This is a genomic window from Serratia sp. M24T3 (genome assembly GCF_000257645.1).
Lineage (GTDB): Bacteria > Pseudomonadota > Gammaproteobacteria > Enterobacterales > Enterobacteriaceae > Rouxiella.
Map to the genome: position 1 here is coordinate 209,203 of NZ_AJHJ01000004.1, position 24,648 is coordinate 233,850.

Annotated in this window: 25 protein-coding genes; 12 read left to right on the top strand and 13 right to left on the bottom strand. The window is 52.7% G+C overall.

What is annotated here, in order from left to right:
- Positions 1-24: 24 nt before the first annotated feature.
- Complete coding sequence (gene nfuA / locus SPM24T3_RS05495) at positions 25-600, bottom strand: Fe-S biogenesis protein NfuA (protein WP_009635723.1); 576 nt, start codon at positions 598-600, stop codon at positions 25-27.
- A 59-nt stretch (positions 601-659) separates the two neighbouring features.
- Positions 660-1,343, bottom strand: coding sequence for a DNA utilization protein GntX (gene gntX, locus SPM24T3_RS05500; RefSeq protein ID WP_009635724.1), 684 nt, complete (start codon positions 1,341-1,343; stop codon positions 660-662).
- Between the two features lie 51 nt (positions 1,344-1,394).
- On the opposite strand from gntX, the gene bioH reads away from it, so the two are divergent.
- The 10 genes from bioH (at position 1,395) to mdcH (ending at position 10,370) form a co-directional block, all read left to right on the top strand.
- The gene (bioH, locus tag SPM24T3_RS05505) at positions 1,395-2,177 is read left to right on the top strand and encodes a pimeloyl-ACP methyl ester esterase BioH (protein ID WP_009635725.1); all 783 of its coding nucleotides are present in this window, start codon (positions 1,395-1,397) and stop codon (positions 2,175-2,177) included.
- A gap of 274 nt (positions 2,178-2,451) precedes the next feature.
- Positions 2,452-2,721 (top strand): YdgH/BhsA/McbA-like domain containing protein, encoded by a 270-nt coding sequence (locus SPM24T3_RS05510; protein ID WP_009635726.1) that lies wholly within the window; start codon positions 2,452-2,454, stop codon positions 2,719-2,721.
- A 428-nt stretch (positions 2,722-3,149) separates the two neighbouring features.
- Positions 3,150-4,811 carry a malonate decarboxylase subunit alpha gene (gene mdcA, locus SPM24T3_RS05515; RefSeq protein WP_009635727.1) on the top strand — a complete coding sequence of 554 codons (1,662 nt, stop codon included), beginning with the start codon at positions 3,150-3,152 and terminating at the stop codon, positions 4,809-4,811.
- 2 nt (positions 4,812-4,813) lie between these two features.
- Entirely contained in the window at positions 4,814-5,692 is an 879-nt protein-coding gene (locus SPM24T3_RS05520; RefSeq protein WP_009635728.1) for a triphosphoribosyl-dephospho-CoA synthase, read from the top strand.
- A gap of 15 nt (positions 5,693-5,707) precedes the next feature.
- Positions 5,708-6,010: a malonate decarboxylase acyl carrier protein gene (mdcC, locus tag SPM24T3_RS05525; protein ID WP_009635729.1), complete on the top strand. Its 303-nt coding sequence runs from the start codon at positions 5,708-5,710 to the stop codon at positions 6,008-6,010.
- The gene (locus tag SPM24T3_RS05530) at positions 6,000-6,848 is read left to right on the top strand and encodes a biotin-independent malonate decarboxylase subunit beta (protein WP_009635730.1); all 849 of its coding nucleotides are present in this window, start codon (positions 6,000-6,002) and stop codon (positions 6,846-6,848) included. The genes mdcC and SPM24T3_RS05530 overlap by 11 nt, the downstream gene beginning before the upstream one ends.
- On the top strand, positions 6,848-7,660 hold the full coding sequence (gene mdcE, locus SPM24T3_RS05535) for a biotin-independent malonate decarboxylase subunit gamma (protein WP_009635731.1): 813 nt from the start codon (positions 6,848-6,850) through the stop codon (positions 7,658-7,660). Before SPM24T3_RS05530 ends, mdcE begins: the two co-directional genes overlap by 1 nt.
- Positions 7,661-7,811: 151 nt before the next feature.
- Positions 7,812-8,774 (top strand): AEC family transporter, encoded by a 963-nt coding sequence (locus SPM24T3_RS05540; RefSeq protein WP_009635732.1) that lies wholly within the window; start codon positions 7,812-7,814, stop codon positions 8,772-8,774.
- 28 nt (positions 8,775-8,802) lie between these two features.
- Entirely contained in the window at positions 8,803-9,441 is a 639-nt protein-coding gene (locus SPM24T3_RS05545) for a malonate decarboxylase holo-ACP synthase (RefSeq protein WP_009635733.1), read from the top strand.
- Positions 9,441-10,370, top strand: a complete 930-nt coding sequence (mdcH, locus tag SPM24T3_RS05550; RefSeq protein ID WP_009635734.1) for a malonate decarboxylase subunit epsilon — start codon at positions 9,441-9,443, stop codon at positions 10,368-10,370. Before SPM24T3_RS05545 ends, mdcH begins: the two co-directional genes overlap by 1 nt.
- Positions 10,371-10,472: 102 nt before the next feature.
- Here mdcH and SPM24T3_RS05555 read toward each other — a convergent pair whose 3' ends face one another.
- The 5 genes from SPM24T3_RS05555 to greB all read right to left on the bottom strand — a co-directional run bounded on the left by SPM24T3_RS05555 (position 10,473) and on the right by greB (position 17,396).
- Positions 10,473-11,402, bottom strand: a complete 930-nt coding sequence (locus SPM24T3_RS05555) for a LysR family transcriptional regulator (RefSeq protein ID WP_009635735.1) — start codon at positions 11,400-11,402, stop codon at positions 10,473-10,475.
- A 73-nt stretch (positions 11,403-11,475) separates the two neighbouring features.
- A complete protein-coding gene (gene feoB / locus SPM24T3_RS05560; protein WP_009635736.1) occupies positions 11,476-13,827 on the bottom strand; it encodes a Fe(2+) transporter permease subunit FeoB in 2,352 nt (783 codons plus the stop codon).
- Positions 13,828-13,831: 4 nt separating this feature from the next.
- Positions 13,832-14,116 carry a ferrous iron transporter A gene (gene feoA, locus SPM24T3_RS05565; RefSeq protein WP_009635737.1) on the bottom strand — a complete coding sequence of 95 codons (285 nt, stop codon included), beginning with the start codon at positions 14,114-14,116 and terminating at the stop codon, positions 13,832-13,834.
- Between the two features lie 350 nt (positions 14,117-14,466).
- Entirely contained in the window at positions 14,467-16,812 is a 2,346-nt protein-coding gene (locus SPM24T3_RS05570) for a Tex family protein (RefSeq protein ID WP_009635738.1), read from the bottom strand.
- A 104-nt stretch (positions 16,813-16,916) separates the two neighbouring features.
- A complete protein-coding gene (greB, locus tag SPM24T3_RS05575) occupies positions 16,917-17,396 on the bottom strand; it encodes a transcription elongation factor GreB (protein ID WP_009635739.1) in 480 nt (159 codons plus the stop codon).
- Between the two features lie 329 nt (positions 17,397-17,725).
- On the opposite strand from greB, the gene ompR reads away from it, so the two are divergent.
- Positions 17,726-18,445 (top strand): two-component system response regulator OmpR, encoded by a 720-nt coding sequence (gene ompR / locus SPM24T3_RS05580; RefSeq protein WP_009635740.1) that lies wholly within the window; start codon positions 17,726-17,728, stop codon positions 18,443-18,445.
- Entirely contained in the window at positions 18,442-19,797 is a 1,356-nt protein-coding gene (gene envZ / locus SPM24T3_RS05585; protein WP_009635741.1) for a two-component system sensor histidine kinase EnvZ, read from the top strand. Before ompR ends, envZ begins: the two co-directional genes overlap by 4 nt.
- A gap of 83 nt (positions 19,798-19,880) precedes the next feature.
- Here the strand turns inward: envZ and SPM24T3_RS05590 are convergent, their stop codons facing one another.
- The 6 genes from SPM24T3_RS05590 to yrfG all read right to left on the bottom strand — a co-directional run bounded on the left by SPM24T3_RS05590 (position 19,881) and on the right by yrfG (position 24,633).
- Positions 19,881-20,360: a PIN domain-containing protein gene (locus SPM24T3_RS05590; RefSeq protein ID WP_009635742.1), complete on the bottom strand. Its 480-nt coding sequence runs from the start codon at positions 20,358-20,360 to the stop codon at positions 19,881-19,883.
- A complete protein-coding gene (locus SPM24T3_RS05595; protein WP_009635743.1) occupies positions 20,357-20,602 on the bottom strand; it encodes a plasmid stabilization protein in 246 nt (81 codons plus the stop codon). Before SPM24T3_RS05595 ends, SPM24T3_RS05590 begins: the two co-directional genes overlap by 4 nt.
- Positions 20,602-22,221: a phosphoenolpyruvate carboxykinase (ATP) gene (gene pckA, locus SPM24T3_RS05600; RefSeq protein ID WP_009635744.1), complete on the bottom strand. Its 1,620-nt coding sequence runs from the start codon at positions 22,219-22,221 to the stop codon at positions 20,602-20,604. Before pckA ends, SPM24T3_RS05595 begins: the two co-directional genes overlap by 1 nt.
- Positions 22,222-22,412: 191 nt before the next feature.
- Positions 22,413-23,291 (bottom strand): Hsp33 family molecular chaperone HslO, encoded by an 879-nt coding sequence (gene hslO / locus SPM24T3_RS05605; RefSeq protein ID WP_009635745.1) that lies wholly within the window; start codon positions 23,289-23,291, stop codon positions 22,413-22,415.
- A gap of 214 nt (positions 23,292-23,505) precedes the next feature.
- A complete protein-coding gene (gene hslR, locus SPM24T3_RS05610) occupies positions 23,506-23,919 on the bottom strand; it encodes a ribosome-associated heat shock protein Hsp15 (RefSeq protein WP_009635746.1) in 414 nt (137 codons plus the stop codon).
- A gap of 48 nt (positions 23,920-23,967) precedes the next feature.
- The gene (gene yrfG, locus SPM24T3_RS05615; protein WP_009635747.1) at positions 23,968-24,633 is read right to left on the bottom strand and encodes a GMP/IMP nucleotidase; all 666 of its coding nucleotides are present in this window, start codon (positions 24,631-24,633) and stop codon (positions 23,968-23,970) included.
- Positions 24,634-24,648 lie beyond the last annotated feature (15 nt).

The window sequence follows — 24,648 nt, forward strand, 5'->3', positions numbered from 1 at the left end:
CCCCGAAGCAGGGACGGGATCGTATTAGTAGAACGAGTGCTCGCCGCGCTGGTGTTCAGTCAGATCGCGCACGCCCTTGAGTTCAGGGAAAGACTGCAACAGCTCTTTTTCAATGCCGTCTTTCAAAGTGACATCAATCATGGAACAGCCATTACAGCCGCCGCCAAATTGCAGAACAGCAATGCCGTCGTCGGTGATTTCCATCAAAGAAACGCGGCCGCCGTGGCTGGCAAGTTGTGGATTAACCTGCGACTGCAGCTGATATTCAACGCGTTCCATCAACGGTGCGTCGTCGGAAACTTTACGCATTTTAGCATTCGGCGCTTTCAGCGTAAGCTGTGAGCCGAGCTGATCGGTTACAAAGTCGATCTCTGCTTCATGCAGATAAGGTGCGCTCAGTTCATCAACAAAAGCGGAAAGCCTTTCGAATTTCAGCTCTGTATCCGTGGCTTCCACGGCGTCGGGTGGGCAGTAAGAAACACCGCACTCTGCAGTTGGCGTACCGGGATTAATCACAAATACGCGGATCTGGGTGCCTTCTTCCTGGTTTGCCAAAAGCTTGGCAAAGTGCTCTTGGGCAGCATCGGTAATAATGATCATAGCATTGGCTCAATAGTTGACTACTCCAGTCGGTTATAATACGCCCTTTAACAGACTGACTACAAGGTGCGGCAAATGCACCAAATCTGTAACGATGCAATATCCTCTTTATTCAGTATCTTAGCGACTTCGCTAATTGTGCTGCCGGTAGTGACTACGTCATCAATCAAGGCGATATGTTTTCCTGCCAACCTTTGAGTGCAACAAAATGCCCGCTGTAAATTTCGTTTCCTTTCTCTTTCTGAAAGCTTTTGCTGCGATGGCGTAGCGCGTTGTCTTTGCAGCGCGGCGGGAAAATATTCACAGCCCAGCCAGCGCGCAAGAGGGCGGGCGAGCAGGTCCGACTGATTGTAGCCGCGCTGGCGATAACGGCGCAGATGCAACGGAATGCTGAGTACAATCTGCGGCCTGACTACGCTTCCTTCGCGCCAGCGTTCCAGCCAGCGCATCAGGAAAAGTCTGGCCAGTGGCACGGCGAGCTCCGGGACAGCCGAAAACTTGAAGCGCAACAGCAATGTGCTGATAGGCGGCTGGTACAGCTGGGCAAAAATCAGCGCTTGCCACCCCGGCGGCTTGAGCTGGCAGCGGCCACAGGCTTGCCCCGCGTCGCCGCCAGGCAGCCCGCAGCAGGGACAACACACAGGAATAATTGGCAACTGGCGAAGGCACAGGCTACAAATCCCGTGTTTCGCTAACTGCAAAGGTTGCTGGCAGAGCCAACATCGACTGGCAAGGGTAAACATTATTGGTAGACTAATCCTTTAGTAAGCATCCACTGACAGGGACACTACAGTATGAATCGCCTCTATTGGCAGACTTTAGGTGAAGGTTCGCGCGATATTGTGCTGCTTCACGGATGGGGACTGAACGCGGAAGTGTGGCGTTACATTAGCGTTCGATGGGCGCCGCATTTTCGCCTGCATCTGGTGGATTTGCCGGGCTATGGCCGCAGCCGCGATTTTGGTGCATTAACTTTGCCAGAGATGACCGAGACGGTGCTGGCACAGGCTCCGGAAAAAGCCGTGTGGATCGGCTGGTCGCTGGGGGGGCTGGTCGCCAGTCAGGCCGCTCTTGTTGCCCCACAAAGGGTTGACGCGCTGATAACTGTGGCCTCTTCACCGTGCTTTGCCGCTCAGGAAGATCATTGGCCCGGTATTCGCCCGGAAGTGTTGCACGGTTTTCAGCAGCAGTTGAGTGAGGATTTCAAACGCACCGTGGAGCGTTTTTTGGCATTACAAACTTTGGGAAGTGAAAGCGCGCGGCAGGATGCCAAGCTGCTGAAATCAATGGTGCTGGATTTACCGTTCCCACCTGTCGAAGTGCTGAACAGCGGTCTGGAAATCCTTAAGCATGAAGATTTACGCACTGAGATGCAGGATCTCACGATGCCGTTCCTGCGTATTTATGGCGCGCTTGATGGCCTGGTGCCGCGCAAAATTATTCCATTGTTAGACCAGCTGTGGCCTCATTCGCCGTCGGCCAAAATCGAGAAAGCCTCACACGCGCCGTTTATTTCGCATCCTGAGGCGTTTTCTTCGGCAGTAATCGATTTCTTGCATGACCATAATTTGATGTAAGTAATTCCCTGATTTTCTAAAAAGAATGCGCTGTATCACATAATAAAGGTTAAGTGACAGGCAACGATTTCTTTGATTGATAATTTCTATAAGTGATGAATACTCAATGAGGTAACGCCAGAAATTCGATAAATCTGTTCAACAGAATCATCAAGAGTCTGTGTCTCTGGGAGAAGCGCGGTATTTGAGCAGGAAGTTCATACCAACACGGACTGTCTGGCGTTAACTGCCTTGAACGTTATTAAAAATAAATCACTCATAAAGAGGTAATGTCATGAACTACAAAAAAGTGGTTGTTGCTGCCCTGTTGTTGGGGACTTTCTCTACTGGCGCGATGGCAGCCAAAGAAATCACCAGAGAGGAAGCGCAGAAAAATAACTACACCAGCATTGGTACAGTGTCCATCGACAACGAACAAACAGCCCCAATGGATGCTAAAAGAGCAATTAATAAATTAGCCGATGAAAAAGGCGGTAAATATTACGTTGTTATCGAAGCAAATACTGACAATAAAATCAGCGCAACTGCCGAAGTTTTTAAATAATTACAGCGTGTAATGAACAGAACGGGCGAGCAAAATATTGCTCGCCTTTTTAATTTGTATCTATAAATTCAAACATCAATATTTTCTCTTAATTCTCTAATAACCCTGCGACCCAACTCATTTATTGAATAAATAATATCCTAAGCCTGTTTGTACTCTACTCTCTAGTCATACACATCATCTGAATACCGTATTTTTTGTGCGGCATTTCTCGTTTTAATATTTATAAAGCATTGAAAGTGATTAGTTTTATTTAACTGTTACTCTCAGGCTAACGATAAGCCTGGCTCCTTGATTGATAGGAGCTTGAGGTGTTTCTAGACTAATTACAGCCAGTTAGATTTTTATAATTTTTATTTTTAATCGTAATAAATTTATATATTCACGCAAATGTAGCTATTAATTGGTTAAACCCAGAGGTTTTAGGCATGAAGCAATATTCACAGACGACGAAAGTCTGGGACACGCGACGCAGTGATAAAAAACGGCGTATCGATAGTGTTCAGGCTGTGGCTCAAGGCAAGGTGTTACCCACCGATCAAATGACCGCGATTCTGGAAACCCTTATTGCTCCCGGCGATCGCGTGGTAATGGAAGGGAATAATCAGAAGCAGGCCGATTTTCTTTCCCGCATGCTTGCCAAAGCCAACCCCGAAAAATTACACGATCTGCATATGATCATGCCCAGCGTCAGTCGGGCGGAACATCTTGATCTGTTTGAACGTGGGATCGCCCACAAGCTGGATTTTGCTTTTTCTGGCCCGCAGAGCCTGCGTATCGCGCAGTTGCTGGAAGACGGGTTGATGGAAATCGGTGCTATCCATACTTATATCGAGCTTTACGCCCGTTTGTTTGTCGATCTGGTGCCGAATATTGCCCTGATCGCTGGATTTAAAGCCGATCGCAAAGGCAATCTTTATACCGGCCCAAGCACTGAAGATACCCCCGCGCTGGTGGAAGCTACGGCGTTTAAAAATGGTCTGGTTATCGCGCAGGTGAATGAGTTGGTTGACGATGAAAACGATCTGCCGCGCGTTGATATCCCCGGTTCATGGATTGATTTTGTCGTCGTGGCTGACAAACCGTTCTTTATCGAACCGCTGTTTACCCGCGATCCACGGCTGATTAAGCCGGTCCATGTATTGATGGGGATGATGGCTATCAAAGGGATTTATGCCAAACATCAGGTGCAATCGCTTAACCACGGGATTGGTTTTAACACTGCAGCCATCGAATTACTGTTGCCGACCTACGGCGAACAGCTGGGGCTGAAGGGCAAAATCTGCAAGCACTGGGCGCTGAATCCACACCCCACTCTGATCCCGGCAATTGAAAGCGGTTGGGTCGATACCGTGCACTGCTTCGGCGGTGAGTTAGGGATGGAGGATTATATTGCCGCGCGACCAGACGTGTTCTTTACCGGCTCCGATGGCTCGATGCGATCCAACCGCGCTTTTTGCCAACTTGCCGGACAATATGCCGTTGATATGTTTATCGGATCGACGCTACAGGTTGACGGACTTGCCAACTCCTCGACGGTGACCAAAGGCCGTTTGGCCGGATTCGGTGGCGCGCCAAATATGGGCCACGATCCTCACGGTCGTCGTCATGCTACTCCCGCCTGGCTGGACATGATTGAAGAGCCTGATCCAATGACTCCAGGCCGCAAGCTGGTGGTGCAGATGGTCGAAACATTCCAGTCCGGCGGTAAACCTACTTTTGTCGAGAAACTCGAAGCCGTTGAGGTTGGCAAGCAGTCTGGCATGCCACTTGCGCCAGTGATGATTTACGGCGACGACGTAACCCACGTACTCACCGAAGAAGGGATTGCACATCTTCATCGCGCTCGTTCGCTGGAAGAGCGCCGGGCAATGGTTGCCGCTGTTGCCGGAATTACCGACGTTGGCTTAGGGGTTGATGCCAGGCGGGTCACCGAGCTGCGCAAGCAGGAGTTGGTGGTATTCCCGGAAGATATGGGCATTCGCCGCACCGATGCAACACGCTCGCTGTTGGCCGCTACCAGCGTCAGTGAGCTGGTTGACTGGTCGGGCGGGTTATATCACCCTCCGGCAAAATTCAGGAGCTGGTAATCATGCATTTAACCATAGCCGAAAACGGACAGGGCGATATTTTAGCCGCCAGATTGGCAGAAATCGCCACTCAGGCACTGCTGGATGAGGCGCGTCTAAGCCCAAAGCCGGGTCTGGTCGATAGCCGGGGTTCGGGGGCGCACAGCGATCTGACTCTTTCACTGATGGAACATTCTGCTCACAGCCTTACGCCCACCTTTCATGCTCTGGCACTGCACTGCTGGCTGCGCTTCCCCGATATTGCGCTGCGGCAAGAAGTGGGGCGGCTGGGGCGTAAGGGGGAGCAGGAAATGATGGCGGCAACGGACGGGATCAACACCCATCGTGGCGCGATTTGGTCGCTGGGGCTATTGGTTAGCGCGGTAGCGATGCAACCTTCAGCTCTTGGTGCTCGCCAAATTACCCAGCGTGCCGCCCAGCTTGCCGCCATGCCTGATGCTCTAAGCCCAAAAACCTTTAGCAAAGGGGCTTGTGCGGTGCAGCGTTATCAGCTGCCGGGTGCGAAAGAAGAGGCACAAACTGGATTTCCACACCTGATGCGGCAGGCGCTGCCCGAGCTTTACCGCAGCCGCGAGGCCGGTGCCGATGAGAATCAGGCCCAGATAAATGCGCTACTGGCGATAATGACTTCATTGTCAGATACCTGCGTACTTTCGCGCGGCGGCTTGCCTGCTCTGCTTGAGATGCAGCAGGGGGCAACGCGAGTGCTGGAGGCGGGAGGGGTGCAAACGGCCAAAGGTCTCGACCAGTTCAAGCGCCTTGAGCAACGGATGCTGGCAGATAACGTTTCGCCGGGCGGAGCCGCAGACCTGCTGGCCGCTGCCTTGTTTATCGACCGTATCGGCGGGCAGGCTCATTTACTCCGAGATTTAACATCATGATTAACAAGAGGTGTTATGGAACGTTTTGAATTTACTTATCCGGCAAATGCAAGCTTGCCGAGCCATGCCCAGGCTGGCGTGGTGGGCTCCGGCGATCTTGAGGCGTTGTATGAGCCAAAAGATGGCGCGGCGTTGACCGTTCATGTGGCGACCTCAGTCGACGGCAGCCAGCCGCTGTGGCAGCGCTTTTTTGACCATCTGATCGGCGTGCGTGAATTACCCGCCGGGCAGTTGGAAATCAACGACTTTGGTGCAACTCCCGGCGTTGCCCGGTTGCGCATTGAGCAGGTATTTGAGGAGGCTTCCAATGTCCGCTGATCAAAGCTTTATCGAACTAAATGCGCGGCAGCGCGCGCGGGCGCTGCTGGATGACGGCACTTTTCGCGAGCTGCTCGACCCTTTCCAGCGTATCTCTTCGCCGTGGCTGGAGCGGCAGGGCATAGTGCCGCAGGCCGACGATGGCATGGTAGTCGCTCGCGGCACAATTGAAGGGCAATCGGCAGTGATTGTTGCTATCGAAGGCGCATTTCAGGGCGGCAGTATGGGCGAAGTTTCAGGGGCGAAAATGGCCTCGGCGCTGGAACTGGCGGCAGAGGACAACCGCAACGGGATACCCACGCAGGCGGTTTTGCTGCTGGAAACTGGCGGCGTGCGCTTGCAGGAGGCCAATCTCGGGCTGGCGGCTATTGCAGATATTCACGCCGCGATTGTCGATTTACGCCGCTACACGCCGGTCATCGGCATCGTTGCCGGGACCGTTGGCTGCTTTGGCGGGATGTCTATCGCCGCAGCGCTGTGCAGCCGATTGATAGTCACCCGCGAAGCACGGCTTGGCTTGAACGGACCACAGGTTATCGAGCAGGAGGCCGGAATAGCAGAATACGATTCTCGCGACCGGCCGTTTATCTGGAGCATGACCGGCGGCGAGGTGCGCTATGCCAGCGGTTTTGTCGACGCGCTGGTTGAGGATTCGCTGGGGGACGTTAAAGCCAGCATGCTCGAATTTATTCATCAAGGTGTTCCGGCGCAGCATCGTTCCGATAACTATGACTATTATCTGCCAAAACTGGCAAGTTTTGATACTTCAGTGCAGGCCAGCCGTGAAGTGACGACGGCGCTGTTTAAAGATGCCGCTGCAAATCAGGAGAATAAGTAATGAGTACTTCTGAACAGACTTTTAGTCGAGGAAATTATTGGTTCAACCAGCTTGCTGTTGATGGCCAGGAAATTAACGGGCTATGTGAATCAGTAAGAGCCGCCGATGGAAAACTTTACCAGCATAACGTGCGTTTTATCGCCGTCGTTCCCGATGCAAAAAACCGCTATCCCCGCGCGGCCGAGGGCGAGGTAGGGCTGCTTGAAGGCTGGACTCTGGCCAAGGTAGTCAGTCAAGTGATTGAAGAGGATGCCGACAAAACGGTGAAACGCGCGATTGTGGCGATTATCGACGTGCCGAGTCAGGCGTATGGCCGACGTGAAGAAGCGTTTGGCATTCATCAGTCGCTGGCCGGAGCCGCAGGGGCCTACGCCAAGGCACGTCTGGCCGGGCATCCTATTGTTGGATTAATCGTCGGCAAGGCGATGTCCGGGGCATTTCTGGCGCACGGTTATCAGGCCAACAAGCTGATTGCCTTTAATAATCCTGGCGTGATGATCCACGCGATGGGTAAAGAGTCTGCCGCGCGTATCACTTTGCGATCCGTCGAGGCACTGGAAAAGCTGGCCGCCGAAGTGCCACCGATGGCTTACGACATTGAGAATTACGCCACGCTGGGACTGTTATCACAGCTGATGGATATCAGCGATCCTGAAAATCCCGCAGTTGCCGAGATAGCTAAGGTGATATCGGTGCTTGATGAGGCGATCAGTGAAATTGCGTTGCAGGGCGTGTCTCTGGAAAATCGGTTAGGGGCCGATAATCGTGCCAGTTCGCTTAAGGTGCGTGAATTAATGCGACAGCAGTGGTGATAAAGACTTTTCCTTTTGTTTGACCGGTTATGACCTGCAAACAGCATGAAGTCTCAGGCGCTTTAACCCGAGTATGACTGGAAGTATATAAAAAACATCGCAGCCGGTGGACCGAGGAATTCACAATAATTCTTACCTCAGGTAACCCACTATGACCTACGTAATTTTGCACGCGCTTGCTCCTATTTTCGTCATCATGATCCTCGGCTATTTTGCCGGCAAGTCGAAAATGGTCGAGAATCAGAATGTCTCGCTGTTGAACGTGTTTGTAATGGATTTTGCTTTACCGGCAGCCTTGTTTACCGCCACGGTGCAGACGCCGTGGCGGGGCATTGTTGGCCAGAGTCCGCTGATTCTGCTATTGGTGCTGAGCATGTGGATAACCTATGCCGCATTGTATTTTCTCTGTACCCGCGTGTTTAAAAAGTCACCGCAGGATGCGGCGGTACTGACGCTAACTGTCGCGCTGCCAAACTATGCCGCGCTGGGATTGCCTATTCTCGGCAGTGTATTAGGTGAGGGGGCGGGAACCTCGCTGTCAGTGGCGGTGTCGATTGCCTGCGGATCGGTATTGATGACGCCTTTTTGCCTGCTGATTTTAGAGCGAGAAAAAGCCCGGGCCAACGGTGAATCTCACGGTTCGGCTCTAACCATGCTGCCGATATTGATGTGGCGTTCGATTAAAAAACCGATCGTCTGGGGACCACTGCTTGGGGTAGTACTGTCGGCTATTGGCATTAAAATGCCCGATATTGTGCTGGCATCGATCAAACCGTTGGGACTGGCCGCCACCGCCTCGGCGCTGTTTCTGACCGGCGTGATCCTGTCGGCACGCAAGCTAAAAATCAACGCGGCGGTGCTAATATCCTGTGTGACCAAGAACCTGATCCAGCCGTTTATTGCCTGGGGACTGGTAATGGCCTTTGGCATCAGCGGTGAGGTGGCAGTGACGGCAATCCTGATGATTGCGCTGTCGGCGGGTTTCTTCGGCATCGTCTTCGGAAATCGTTTTGGCGTGCAGTCACCAGACGCCGAGGCATCGCTGCTGATTAGCTCGATATTGGCTATTCTGACCCTGCCGCTGTTTATCTCACTCACGGCCTCAATGCATTGATGAATCAATTTTAATAAAAGGAAAAATAATGGATTTTCCTCGAGCTCATGATTTGGTGTGGAGCAAGCAGCGGCCGTTTGCCGCAGAGGGGCAAGTGCTGCCCGATTGGGTCGCCAGCGGCTGGCAAACGCATTTGCCGCTGGTGGTGCGCCGCGATATTCACAACTCCGATTGCCTGCCTGTCGGAGTGCGCGGGATTAGCCGCAGTCAGCGCGCCGCAGCGTGGATAGACCCGGCGGAGGTGAGCCGAATTGTGACGCCAGAATCACTGGTGGCCGATGCAAACCGTTTGCTGCGATCGACCTTTGTGTCCCAGCAGCCGGTGCAGGCACTGATTACACTGATTGGCCTGCGCTTGCCTTGGGTTTGGGGGGTGACCGGCAGCTGTGGCTACGCGCTGGCGACGGATATTCCGGTGATGCACGCCGATAGCGATTTAGACCTGCTGATCCGTTGTGACACAGTGCAGCCGCGCGAAGAGTTTAGCGATTTTTATCGGCAGTTAGCGCTTTTGCCGTGTCGAGCCGATGTGCAGATCAACACACCGCAGGGCGGATTTTCGCTAAGCGAATGGCTACGGGGTGGCAGTGTGCTGTTAAAAACTGCCTGCGGGCCTCGTTTGGTGGATAACCCGTGGTCGCCGCCTGTTGAAGAAGATAAAAACTGATGAAAATTCTGTTTACTTTTCCCGGTCAGGGGCCGCAATTCCCCGAAATGCTCCATCGATTACCTGCTACTGCGCTGAGCCAGAGTTATCTAACACGAGCTAACGCAGCGTTAGGGCAAGACGTTCTGACTCTCGACAGCGCCGAAGCACTGCGCGCAACCCGTGAGGTGCAGCTTTGCCTGTTGATTAGCGGCGTGGTGTGGGCTGAGCATCTGCGTGCAGCAGGCGTTCAGCCTGATTTTGTCAGCGGGCTGTCAATTGGCGCGTTTCCTGCTGCGGTTATTTGTGGCGCGCTGGAGTTTGAAACGGCGGTAAAACTGGTCGCGCTGCGTGGCGAGCTGATGCAGCAGGCGTATCCACAGGGATTTGGCCTGTCAGCGATCGTGGGTTTGCGCCAGTTAGAGCTTGAACTGTTGCTGGATCAGGTTAATTCGCCGATGATGCCGGTTTTTTTAGCCAATATTAATGCAGAAAACCAGCTAGTGATTGCCGGTAGCGATGAGGCTATGTATCAGGTGTGCGTATTGGCTGCAGAGAACGGGGCGCAAAAGACGCGTAAATTGGCGGTAAGCGTGCCGTCGCACTGCGTCTTGTTGGATAAACCGGCGGCGAAACTGGCCGATGCTTTCAATAGTGTAACTCTTAAACGCCCAACGTGTGGTTATCTCAGCGGCAGTAGCGCAAGAGTTTACTGGCAGCCAGAGAAAATTGCCGACGATCTGGCCTTTAATATGGCACGCAGGGTGAACTGGTTTGACGCGATGGTTGCGGCTTATCAGCGAGAAGTAAGGCTGGCGGTGGAAATGCCTCCAGGCTCAATTTTGACTGGCTTAACCCAGCGGGTAATGACGGAAGGTCTGGCACTGTCGCTCAGCCAGACGGCGATTAGCGAGTTGAGTACGCTGGCACAAAGGCTGGAGCGGCGCTAGGGAAAGCCAAAAACGTTGAAAAAACATTAATTACGGGGAATAGACCAAATTTTCTGTGATTTGCGGTTATCGTGTTGAAATTTGTGGCGATCGTGAGCTTATCTAATCAACAGTTTTTATTGAGTGCCCTCGTGCGTACATCCGGCTTTCGGCGGCAAGTGCCAGTAGGTTGGGATCGTGTTCGCGACTGCGGGCAAACACCAATGAGATGGTTTGCCGCATCTGATAGGGTTCGGCCAGCGGCATAAGCCTGACGGTTTCAGCATAAACGCCTTTCATCCTTCCTGGAATCAATGTGTAGCCGATTCCTGCCTGCACCAGACTCAACATCGAGAAAATATCATTGACGCGGGTGACGATATCCGGCTCAAAATCTGCCACTTGAAAGGCTTCCTGAAAACCGTGGTAAGTAGCAAATCCCTCGGCCAGCGAAATAAATTTCTCTTTGCGAAAATCGCGTAAATCTACCGGCCCTTCGACGATTAGCTTCGAGTCGGCAGGAGAGGCCAGATAAATATCATCTATAAACAGCGGAAGACTTTCATACAGATGCTCATCGATAACCGAGTCGCTGGTGGAAATTAAAATTGCGTCCAACTGCTGTTCGGCCAGCCGATTCAACAGCATTTCATTGGAACCCATCAGCAACTCCAATTCGAGCTCGGGGCGGCGGATTTTTAGGCCCATAATCAGGCGTGGAATAGTTTCCAGCGTCAGCGAATACAACGTACCGAGACGAATGCGCTTATCGCCAAAACCGGCTGTGCGCTGTGCCGCCTGAATCCCCAACTCCATTTGTTCAATTACCTGCATGGCATGCTGTTGCAGCGTTTCAGCGGCGGGTAAAGGCAGCAGATTTCGCCCGCGGTGAATAAACAGCGGACAGCGCAGTCCCTCTTCGAGTGAATGTAGGGCGCGATGCACGCTGACACTGCTCAAACCGAGTTGTTCTGCGGTGCGGGCAATATTCAGCTTTTCCATAAATACCAGGAAAACCTCAAGCTTGCGGAAAGTGATTTCACTGTCGATCATTGCTGGCTCCAGAGTGTCGATCCCGCTCAATCTTAGCGTTTAAGGGCGGTATACGACAGAGTATCTCAGGCTTTTACGGCGTTGTTCGGCGCGTGCCGCATTTTTTACTTTCGGCACATCCTTTGCAGCCACCGCCTGTGGAGGGGAGCAAAGCGCCAACGGCCAATGTTGTCGGCCCGCGACTGCGAGAACAGCGAAGACCGGTGAGGATGAGTGCGTTGACCAATAGCACTGCGGCAATAATCGTTGCGCTTTGCAACGGGTGCTGGCTTAGCGTTGCGCTCTGATAAAACAGTGTTGCCAGTGACCAGGCGACGTTCAGGCCCCAAAGGATAGAGAACATCATCCAACTGCGGTTGGTCTCACGGGCGATAGCCCCCATGACTGATACGCAGGGCACGTACAGCAGCACGAAGATCAGATAACTGTAGGCGGAAATGGCGCTGCCGAATTTGGCACTCATCACGCCCATGGCACTGGCCGCCATCTCGCCGTTGCCTTTGCTGGCCTCAATAGGATTTGCCAGTACGCTAAAGCTAAAGGTGTCTAGCAGACTGCTCCAGGTTTCATCCACGGCACGGCGCAGCTCGCTCACGGGAGCATATTGGCTAGCGTCAAAGGGGGCGGCTTTCAACTGCTCGGCGGTGTAAAGCGTGTTCAGCGTGCCGACCACTACCTCTTTGGCCATCGCGCCGGTAATCAGGCCCACAGTCGCCTGCCAATTGTCGGGATGCACACCCATCGGCGTAAGCACTGGCGTCAACACGCGGCTGACGCTGGCCAGCGCGGAATCATTAATTGAATCTACCGGCTTGCCGTTAAACGAAAAGCTGTTTAGCGCGCCGATAAATATGCAGGCAATGACAATGACTTTACCCGCCCGCAGGACGAAGTTTTGCAAACGTTGCCAGGTTTGCAGCAGCAGCGTTTTAACTTGAGGAATGTGATAGACCGGAAGCTCCATAATAAAGGGCGAAGCCTCTCCTCGAACCACGGTGTGTTTCATCACCAGACCGGTTAGCACTGCAACCGCAATGCCCAGCAAATACAGCGAGAATACAATCGAAGCTCCGCTCTGCCCGAAGAATGCTGCCGAGAACACGGCAAAGATCGCCAATCGTGCGCCGCATGACATAAACGGCGCCATCATTACGGTGATCAGCCGTTCACGAGGTGCATCCAGCGTGCGAGCCCCCAGAATCGACGGCACGTTACAGCCAAAACCGACAATCAGCGGCACAAACGATTTGCCCGGCAGGCCGAGAGACTGCATCAGTCGGTCCATCACGAAGGCTGCCCGCGCCATATAGCCGGAGTCTTCAAGAAAAGAAAGAAATAGGTACATCATGCCAATTTGCGGGATCAGCGGCATTACGGTGCTTATCCCGCCACCTACGCCCTGGGCAAGAAATAGCGTCAGCCAGGTCGGTAATTGCAGTCCATGGCCCAGCCACTGAATACCATCGACAAACAGCGTCGCCGAACCGATTTCAAACAGCGGCTTTAGCGCGCCGCCGATATTGATGGCCAGCACGAACATCAGGTACATCACCAACAAGAAGATGGGTACGCCAAGAAAACGGTTTAGTACAAATTTATCAAGCAGTTGAGTCAGACGATGAGGCGTGCTCGAAAGCGTATTGCCGACCTCGCTACCTAGGCGAGTCAGTGTTTTATAGCGCGCCTCGGCAATCGCTAGCGCTGGATCGGCAATGCCATTGGCTATAAGACGTTTATGGACTTCATCGAGCCGATTTTTTGCCTCCCCTGAATGTGTAGCGCTGTAGATATCTCCTTCGAGCATCTGGATTGCCAGCCATTCGCGCCGCTGTCGGGGAAGATTTTGCGGCATTGCCTCAGCAAGATATTTCATTTCATGCAGCAAAGCGGCAGGGTAATCAATACGTTGAAGCAGGATGGGTTCTGGATGCTGGTCTATGGCGGACAACAGCGCATCTAAACCATTGGTGCGAGTAGCAATCAGAGCAACAACCGGACAGCCGAGCCGTGAGGAAAGAGCCTTGATATCTAAGGTAATATTTTGCGCCTCGGCGATATCCAACATATTCAGCACCACAATGCACGGGATGCCCAGCTCTAGCAGTTGCAGCGTAAGATAAAGATTTCTTTCAAGATTAGAGGCGTCAATCACGTTGATCAACATTCCGGCTTCGCCGCCGAGAATGTAGTGGCAGGCGATTTGTTCGTCGAGAGAAGTCTGGCTTGAAATGGTGGTCAGCGAATAGGTGCCAGGTAAATCGACCAGCTTGACCGCCTGCGCGGCAGTCGAGAATGAGCCTTCCTTGCGCTCGACGGTGACTCCGGCCCAGTTGCCGACTCTTTGGCGTGATCCCGTTAACTGGTTAAAGAGCGTGGTTTTTCCTGAATTCGGGTTGCCTATCAGCCCAATGGTCAGCTGTTTCATCGCGTTACCTTTGCAAGACGGGTATAGAGGGCTGGTTTGTCGTACGCCGATGCAGTGAATCACTGGGTTCGTGTGGTTCGATCCTGAGCAGCAGTAAATCTTTTTTGCGTAAAGCCAAACTGGTGCGGCGTAATTCAATTTGCAGCGGATCGCCCAGCGGAGCCACGCGCAGCACGTTGAAACAGGTGCCGGGGAGCATGCCGAGAGACAGCAGTTTCTGGCGATACGCCGGACTGATATCGGCGGCGTAGCCGATTATTTTGTAACTGCGCTGGGGTTTAAGCTGCATGGGATAGACTCTTTAAGGCCGCATCAGAAAGTGGCCTGGTTATAAGTGACTTAATTAACTATCTGAATGTAAAGACTAATAATTCTTGTTACCGCAACGGCGTTAATCATGAACGGTGTGGCAGCGGATAGTTCCGTTACGTGAGCATCCTAGGCCAGCGAGGGGGACGTTTTATTGATGCAGCGCAGAGTTAGGGCAGGAATAATGGCAAAATAAGGAAATTTAAGGCGGGTGTTCTAGTCAAGAACCCGTGTTCTGCTATTTCGATCTAATTCTGCTTGCTGAGGAAACGAGTAACCGAGTAAGCGCCCTAACCCTTTGAGAAAGGATTAGGGCAGGGAGCAGGTATTTTAGCGTTTTTTACCCAAGGCGGCGGCAAGGGCATCGGCCATGGCGTTATTGCCCGGATTATTGTTGCCGCGACCAGAAGGCGCAGGGGCGTTGCGTTTTGGTGCTTCGCGACCTTTATTAGCATGGGTTGCCGGAGCAGACGGCCCTCCGCTGCGACGAGCGGGGCCTTCGCCCGGTTGCTCGTCAAGGCGCATAGTCAGTGCAATACGCTTACGCTGCAGGTCAACTTCCATTACCTTCACTTTCACGATATCGCCGGTTTTCACCACAGTGTGCGGGTCTTCGACAAACTTGTTAGCCAATGAAGAGATATGGACCAGACCATCCTGATGCACGCCGATATCGACGAAAGCGCCGAAGTTGGTCACGTTGGTGACTGTGCCTTCCAGCACCATGCCCGGCGTCAGGTCGTTCATGGTTTCCACTCCCTCTGCAAAGGTCGCGGTTTTGAATTCAGGACGCGGATCGTGACCCGGTTTCTCAAGTTCTTTGATAATGTCGGTCACGGTCGGCACACCAAAACGCTCATCGGTGAACTCGCTGACTTTCAGCCCGCGCAGCACGTTGGAATCGGCCATCAGGTCTTTCAACGCCAGCTGAGTCGCTGCCAGAATGCGCTGCACCACCGGATAGGTTTCCGGGTGAACGGTCGAAGCATCCAGCGGGTTATCGCCATGGTTGATACGCAGGAAGCCCGCGCACTGTTCAAAAGCTTTTGGCCCCAGACGGCTGACTTTCAGCAGCTGTTCGCGGTTGCGGAACTGACCATTCTCGTCGCGCCAGTTAACGATGTTCTGCGCCATCATACGGGTCAAGCCGGCCACGCGCGTCAGCAATGGTACTGAAGCAGTATTGAGGTCAACGCCCACGGCATTTACGCAATCTTCCACCACGGCATCGAGTTTTTTGGCTAACAGGCTCTGGCTGACATCGTGCTGATACTGGCCTACGCCGATAGATTTTGGATCAATCTTCACCAGCTCGGCCAGCGGATCTTGTAAACGGCGAGCAATGGATACCGCGCCACGAATGGAAACGTCGAGATCCGGGAATTCCAGCGCGGCAAGTTCGGAGGCTGAATAAACCGAGGCTCCAGCTTCGCTGACAATGACTTTTTGCGCTTTCACGTCTGGGAACTGTTTTTGCAGCTCGATAAAGAAACGCTCGGTTTCACGCGAGGCAGTGCCGTTGCCGATAGCGACCAGCTCAACGTTGTGTTTGATACACAACGCGGCAACCTGCTGCGCGGCTTTTGCAGCTTGACCGGTGTGCGGATAAACGGTGTCGATACCCACTAGCTTGCCGGTGTTATCGACCACGGCAACTTTAACGCCGGTACGCAGACCGGGATCGAGGCCCATAGTGGCGCGCATGCCTGCCGGAGCGGCCATCAGCAGGTCGTGCATGTTGCGGGCGAAAACGTTGATCGCTTCTTCTTCGGCGCGTTCGCGCACGGTGCTCATCAGCTCGGTTTCGAGATGCATCAGCACTTTTATACGCCAAGTCCAGTTAACCACTGCACGACGCCAGACATCCGCAGGCGCGTTGTCAAGCTTCAGACCCAGATGGTCGATAATGATCTGCTCGGCATAGCTCTCACGCGGCGGCTCGTCGGACTGCGGATCGGCATTCAGAGACAGCTGCAGCACGCCCTCGTTGCGCCCGCGGAACATCGCCAGTGCGCGGTGCGAGGGAACCTGCGAGAACGGCTCGTGATGATCGAAATAGTCACGGAATTTAGCGCCGTCCTGCTCTTTGCCCTCGACCATGCGAGAGGTCAGATGAGCATTTTTCCACAGATAATCACGGACTTTGGCCAAGAGCGCTGCGTCTTCGGCAAAACGCTCCATCAGTATGTATCGCGCACCATCAAGGGCGGCTTTGGTATCGGCAACGCCCTTGTCGGCATCGACATAGGCAGCGGCCGCCTGTTCAGGTTCGTGTGATGGGTCTTGCCACAGCAAGTCGGCCAGCGGTTCCAGACCGGCTTCGACGGCAATTTGCCCACGGGTGCGGCGCTTAGGTTTGAACGGCAGATATAAATCTTCCAGTTCAGTTTTGCTCAGCGTGCCGTTAATGGCTTTAGACAGCTCATCGCTCAGCTTGCCTTGGTCATCAATGGATTTGAGGATGGTCTGGCGACGCTCTTCCAGCTCACGCAGATAGCCGAGACGGCTGTCCAACTGACGCAGTTGGGTATCATCCAACCCGCCGGTGACTTCCTTACGATACCGTGCAATAAACGGCACAGTATTACCTTCATCCAGTAAGCGGACGACCGAGGCAACCTGCTCCGGGCGTACCTGCAATTCTGTCGCGATAATGCGGCTCAGTTGATCATTCATAGTTGCGTATCAGTTCTATTGAGGAGGGGACAGTTATACGGTTTGAACACGTAAAATGCCAGTCATCCAGCCTTGCAGACTGGCGTTTTGAGACTGTTGGAAGATCATTCGGCCTGAGGATAGGCTATCTGGTTGACATACCAGACCGCATCGCCAATCGGGGTATTGACCACCGCGCTGTCGCCCACTTCTTTTTTCAGCAGCGCGCGGGCCATTGGTGAATCAATCGAGATGTAATCTTTACGACCAAAAATTTCATCGTAGCCGACGATGCGAAAATTCAGTATCTCGCCGTCATCATTTTCTATCTCGACGCTGGCACCGAAAAATACCTTTCCTTCCTGCTGCGGCGAATAGTCGACGATACGCAGCTCTTGCATGCATTTGGTGAGATAACGTATTCGCCGGTCGATCTCGCGCAGGCGTTTTTTGTTGTATTGATAATCGGCATTTTCACTTCTGTCGCCGAGGCTGGCGGCCCAGGTTACCTTTTTTGTGACATCTGGACGATCCTCGCGCCATAGGAAGTCGAGTTCACCCTTTAATTTCTGGTAGCCTTCACGCGTTATCAGCTTGGTTTTCATCGGCTTCTTTGTTTAATCCGTTAAGTTGCTGCATAGAGCCAGAATAACCCAGTGGGGAAGCTCAGGGAAACCCCCGATTTACTCGACTTTTTACTCTGTCGAGAACGCTCGCAGAAAAGTGTAAAAAGCATAAAGATATGAACAGGCCCCAAACGGGCGCACGTTTTGCTGTTAGATGGCGTGAAATAGTTAAAAATTATTGATAAATTGGGTAAAGCATAAGCATTGTTACAATTTCGACTAGAATATATACCATTAAAAGCTGTCGGTTAGTCGCGGCTTTTTTAACAATACCTGCTTCGGGTATTAGCGCCTTTGGGAGTAAGAAAATGCAAGAGAATCACAAGATTCTGGTAGTAGATGATGACATGCGTTTACGCGCACTTTTAGAACGTTATCTGACTGAGCAAGGCTTCCAGGTACGAAGCGTTGCCAATGCTGAGCAAATGGACCGTTTACTGACTCGTGAATCCTTCCATTTGATGGTGCTTGACCTGATGCTGCCAGGTGAAGACGGCTTGTCTATCTGCCGCCGCCTGCGTAGTCAAAGCAACCCTATGCCGATCATTATGGTGACCGCCAAGGGTGAAGAAGTTGATCGCATCGTGGGCCTGGAAATTGGTGCCGATGACTATATTCCAAAACCGTTCAACCCGCGCGAGCTGCTGGCTCGTATCCGCGCTGTGTTGCGTCGTCAGGCCAATGAGCTGCCGGGTGCGCCTTCACAGGAAGAAGCCGTGATTTCTTTCGGTAAATTCAAGCTGAACCTCGGTACGCGTGAGATGTTCCGTGAAGACGAACCTATGCCTTTGACCAGCGGCGAATTTGCCGTGTTGAAAGCGCTGGTGAGCCATCCTCGCGAGCCGCTGTCTCGTGACAAACTGATGAACCTGGCTCGTGGCCGTGAGTACAGCGCGATGGAACGTTCTATCGACGTGCAAATTTCTCGTCTTCGCCGCATGGTTGAAGAAGATCCGGCGCATCCGCGTTATATTCAGACCGTTTGGGGTCTGGGCTACGTGTTCGTACCGGACGGCAGTAAGGCATGAGGAAAATACGCTTTTCACCGCGTAGCTCCTTTGCCCGTACTTTGCTTTTAATCGTCACCCTGCTGTTTGTCAGCCTGGTGACGACCTATCTGGTGGTGCTGAACTTCGCCATTCTGCCGAGTTTGCAGCAGTTCAATAAAGTCCTGGCCTACGAAGTTCGTATGCTGATGACCGACAAGCTGCAACTCGAGGATGGCACACTGCTGGAAGTGCCACCGGCGTTTCGCCGTGAAATCTACCGTGAGCTGGGCATCTCGCTGTACACCAACTCTGCTGCCGAAGAGAGTGGTTTACGCTGGGCGCAGCACTACGAGTTCCTGAGCCAGCAAATGGCTCAGCAACTTGGCGGTCCTACCGATGTTCGCGTTGAAGTAAATAAAAACACCCCCGTTGTCTGGCTGAAAACCTGGTTGTCACCGGACATCTGGGTGCGCGTGCCGTTAACTGAAATTCATCAGGGCGATTTCTCCCCACTGTTCCGCTATACGTTGGCAATTATGCTGCTGGCTATTGGTGGCGCATGGCTGTTTATCCGTATCCAGAATCGACCCCTGGTTGAGCTGGAACACGCCGCGTTGCAGGTCGGGAAGGGTATTATTCCGCCGCCGTTGCGTGAATATGGCGCTTCTGAAGTGCGATCGGTAACCCGCGCGTTCAATCAGATGGCTTCGGGCGTCAAACAGCTGGCAGACGATCGAACGCTGCTGATGGCGGGCGTGAGTCACGATTTGCGCACGCCACTCACCCGTATCCGTCTCGCGACAGAAATGATGAGCATTGAAGATGCCTATCTGGCTGAATCTATCAATAAGGATATCGAAGAGAGCAACGCGATCATCGAGCAATTTATTGATTATCTGCGCACCGGGCAGGAGATGCAGACTGAGGTTTGCGACCTTAACTCGATACTGGGTGAAGTCGTTGCAGCAGAAAGCGGCTACGAGCGTGAGATTGAAACCGATCTGGTAGACGGCGAAGTATTGGTCAACGTGCATCCGCTATCGATTAAACGTGCAGCGGTGAACATGGTGGTGAATGCAGCACGTTACGGCAATGGCTGGATCAAGGTCAGCAGCGGTCACGAGCTCAATCGCAGCTGGTTCCAGGTTGAGGATGATGGTCCGGGCATCGAACCTGATCAGTTAGCCCATTTGTTCCAACCGTTTGTGCGTGGCGACAGTGCGCGCACTATCAGCGGCACCGGTTTAGGTTTGGCGATTGTGCAGCGTATTATCGATGCGCACGCCGGTTCGCTGGATATCGGCAAGAGTCCTCGCGGAGGATTACGATTTAGAGCGTATCTGCCTCATGCGGCAAAAGATGTTGTTGTGACTCCGGTATCACCGGTCTAAGACTCTGCTCCAGCATTTAATGTGGAGCAAAGCTCTTATAATGGGTCTTGATGACCTATTACCCGACACCAAACTTTTACTCGTTAAGACTTTCTACTCATTACAAAGTATTCCGCCGAGTCTTCGCGCCAGCGAGGGCTGCCTTGATTTTCCCAGGGATTCAGCAGCGGAATACCGCTGTTGGCAAAGCGGTGCGCATCTAAAGTCGCAAGACGCGCCTGATGCTGCTGGCAAATGGCGACCTTCTGCAATTCCGCATAGCTTAAAGAAATCTCGATATTTTGATTCCCTGCCAACAGCGGGGCAAACATAATCGCGCTTTGTGCATCGAACGGCAGCAATCTTCCGGAAAAATCCTGGTTTAGCATTTCTAGCATCAGCGTTGAGACCTGCGCTTTCTGCTTGCTGTCAGCCAGATTTTCAAGGCTGGCAAACAGTTCAGCAACGGTGATAGCGGTCAGGAAAAGCTGTTGCGCATCCTGCGCATTCAGCCATTCCAGCACAGACTTGTGCGGTTTTGGCCGCAAAATTTCCATTATCACCGGCGTATCGAGCACGATCATGGCTGCTTTTCTCCGTCGAGAGAGGCGTTGCCGTGCTGAGGTAGAGCTAGCTCAACGCCGCCGCCAGACGAGAATCGCTGTTGCAATCGACTGCCTAGACCATAGCTCGGCTGGCTGCCTTGCAGCACCTGCCGAAGAATGATCCGGGCCTCCTCTTCCATGGAGTGCCCGTTTCTGGCCGCCGCGAGTCGCAGCAAATCTTTAACTTCGTCATCGAGGTTGCGAATCGTCAGCGTTGCCATTAAAGCTTAGGTCCTGCACTCACCAGCGCGGCGCCTGCAGCGGTATCGGTATATTTGCTGAAGTTGTCGACAAACAGCTTGGCCAGATCTTCGGCTTTTCCTTGCCACTGCTCGGCGCTTGAGTAGCTGTCGCGCGGATCGAGGATCTGCGTGTCAACGCCCGGCAGAGACTGCGGCACCGCAAGGTCGAAAATCGGCAGTTTGGTTGTTGGCTGGTTGTCGATCTCGCCGCTGAGGATAGAGTCGATGATGGCGCGAGTGTTTTTCAGGGAAATACGTTTACCGGTGCCGTTCCAGCCGGTATTAACCAGATAGGCTTTCGCACCGGAGGCTTTCATACGCTTTTCCAGCACTTCAGCATACTGCGTTGGGTGCAACGTCAGGAACGCAGCGCCAAAGCAGGCAGAGAAGGTTGGCGTAGGTTCAGTCACGCCGCGCTCGGTGCCGGCCAGCTTGGCGGTGAAGCCAGACAGGAAATAGTACTCGGTTTGCTTGTCAGTCAGGCAGGAAACCGGCGGCAGTACGCCATACGCATCGGCAGTCAGGAAGATAACCTTGGTGGCATGACCCGCTTTCGACACCGGCTTGACGATATTGTCGATATGTTGGATCGGATAAGTCACGCGGGTATTTTCGGTTTTAGAGCCGTCGCTGAAATCGATCACACCCTGCTCGTTGACTGCCACGTTTTCCAGCAAGGCATCACGGCGGATGGCACCAAAAATATCTGGCTCGGCTTCTTTGCTCAGATTGATGGTTTTAGCGTAGCAGCCGCCTTCGAAATTGAATACACCTTCATCATCCCAGCCGTGTTCGTCATCGCCAATCAGCTTGCGCTTTGGATCGGTGGACAGGGTGGTTTTTCCGGTGCCAGAAAGGCCAAAGAACACGGCTACATCGCCTTTCTCGCCCACGTTGGCAGAGCAGTGCATAGAGGCAATATTGTTCAGAGGCAGCAGGTAGTTCATCACCGCGAACATGCCTTTTTTCATCTCGCCGCCGTACCAGGTGCCGCCAATCAGCTGCACGCCTTCGCTCAGGTTGAACGCGATGAAGTTTTCGGAATTGAGACCCTGCTCTTTCCAGTCTGGATTTGTGCATTTCGCGCCGTTGAGCACCACGAAATCTGGTTTAAAACCAATCAGCTCTTCGTCGGTAGGGCGAATGAACATATTTTTAACGAAATGTGCCTGCCAGGCAACTTCAGTGACGAAGCGAACCTTGAGGCGTGAGTTTTCATTGGTGCCGCAAAAAGCATCAACTACGAACAGGCGTTTGCCAGAAAGCTGACGCCCAACCAGCTGCTTCAGCACCTGCCAGGTTTCTTGACTCAGCGGCTTGTTATCGTTTTTGCCTTTGCCCTGATCTGACCACCAAACAGTGTCACGAGTCGTCTCGTCACGGACAATATATTTGTCTTTTGGCGAGCGGCCGGTGAAGATGCCGGTGTCTACATTTATTGCGCCAAGCTCGGTCAATTGACCGCGTTCAAACCCTTCCAAACCAGGAGCTTGCTCTTCCTGATACAGCACGTCATAACTCGGATTGTAAATGATTTCATTGGCTTGAGTGATCCCGTATTGGGCCAGCTCGTCTGCCGAAAAAGGTGTGTTAGACATATCCCTGCTCCTTTATATACATCGTCTGTCTGCGCGATATTGTAGGGAGAACAATAGTCGTTTTACACGGGACACTCCAAATAATTGAAGCTATTGGGACATTTTTGGTAGATTTGCGAGGTAGAGCACGGCTTCATGTAACAGGAGCAGCTATTAAACTGCCCCTTTGCTGGAGATTTGTACGGTATTAGTTAGTGAATACTGTCATTACTGCTGTTGGCACCTGCGCGGATAGCCACCATATCCATGGCATCGAAGACATAATGACTGCCGCAATAATCGCAATGCATGTCGATTTTTTCATCTTCTTCAAGCATTTCCAGAACTTCTTCATCCGGCAGCGTCAGCAACGCGTCAGCACAACGCTGGCGAGAGCAGGTACATTTGAAGCAAACGTCTTGCGGTTCATACAGGGTGACTTCTTCCTGATGATACAGACGATACAGCACTTCGTTGGCTGGCAAGGTGAACAGCTCTTCGGCCTTGATGGTGGTCGTCAGCTGTGCCAGATGGCTGAACTCTTCAGCATCAGTCTCCTGCGCTGGCAGAACCTGCAGCAGCATCCCGCCCGCCGCGGCTTTACCGTCAGACTCGCCGGTGCGGATAAAGATGCGCGTTGGCAACTGCTCAGAGCGCATGAAGTAATCTTCCAGACACTCGGCCAGTGTTTCGCCTTCCAGGCCCACGACGCCCTGATAACGCTCGCCTTCGCTCGGAGAAATGGTAATTACCATGTAACCGTTGCCCAGCATCTGCTTCAGCGTGCTCTCAGGGGCAATTTCGCCCTGCAAACGAGCTACGCCGCGCATTTCTTGCAGGTTGTTGCCGTTAATCACTGCCAGCTTCAGCGGACCATCGCCCTGAACCTGCACGGTAATATCACCATCAAACTTTAGCGTCGCGGTCAGCAGGCTAGTCGCTACCAACATTTCGCCGAGTAGATTCTTTACTTCGGCAGGATAATCATGGCCCGCTACGATCTGCTGAAAGGTTTCACTCAAGGAAACCAGTTCGCCACGCACGGCATGGTGATTAAACAAATAACGGTGTAATTGATCTTTGTTAGACATAATCTCTCTCTTTATTTCCCCTGCGTCCCGAACACCACAGCTGCGTTAGTCGCTCTCACTCACCCGAGTCACTTGCTTATAAGCTCACGGGATTCGTTCCTTTGCTGCTTGCTGTAGCGTCCATGACTTTGGGGAAAACGGGGTATTTAACCAAGTTTAGCTATGTTCGGATTGCGATTTTCTTGGGCACTCAGCTACACAGCTACTCAATAGCTCAGTCTTGATCGCTATATTTAAATTTTATCAGGCTGCGCCGTTCTTTTTTGTCTGGCCGCCGATCGGGGTGTGGCATGGTCAAGGCGTTCATCTTGCGGGCTTCTGAGACTTTCTCTCGATTCGCCACACTGGCTTCAGTTTCTTGATAGAGCAACTGGGCCTGTTCTGCACTGCGGCGCTGGTCGGTAACATCCAGCACTATCACGATTTTTTCGTCATTGCCCTGACGCAGTTTTATTTCAGCATTCACTTCAACCAGTTTGCTGGGCTTGCCACGCTGGCCGTTGTAATGGACTTTGCCGCCTTCAATCATCTCGCGTGCTATGGCGCGGGTTTTATAGAAACGCGCGGCCCATAGCCATTTATCGAGTCGAATGGCGTTGTCATCCTGTTGTTGTGCTTTTCCCTTCATGATTCCTCCCGTATAGGGCAGGGACATCATCGGCGGAGGCCGCGCCAGTTAGCCCAGAGGCAACAGACTGCGGTAATCACTGATTGAAGGATGGCCCTGAAATGACTTTGCCGCCATTGTTGAGTCAGGATTTTCTATTCCAAGACAGTAGCGGATCCCGTAGGTTTTCGCCGCATCAAGAATAGGTTCGCCATCGTCTACAAAAAGCGTCCTTGCCGGATCAAAACCGGTTTGCTGCTGGACGGCAGCCCAAAGGCGCTGATCTTCTTTCGGATAACCAAATGTGTGGGTGGAAAGTAATAAATCAAGGTGCTGGTCTAAACCCGTATACTCGATTTTCACAGCCAGACTGTGTGGATGTGCATTGGTCAGCAAGATAGTACGACGCCCGCTTTGACGTAACTCATTCAAAAACGGGGCAGTATCCTCACGCAAACGCGCGCTGCTGCCAATATCGGTAGTCATCTGGTAGATATCGAGACCGAGCTTTTTACTCCAATAGTCGAAGCAGTACCAGTTCATCGTGTGCTGTACCGCTAAATATTCACGGTGGATGTGTTGGCGCGCCTCTTCAATCGGGATCTGCTGCTTTTCACTGAGTGCAAGAGGAACCTGCTGCAGCCAGAAACGGCTGTCAAAGGCCAAATCGAGCAGCGTACCGTCCATGTCCAGCAAGACGGTATCGATGTTTTTCCAGTCGAGATCCAGAGTCATATAATTCGCTCTTTT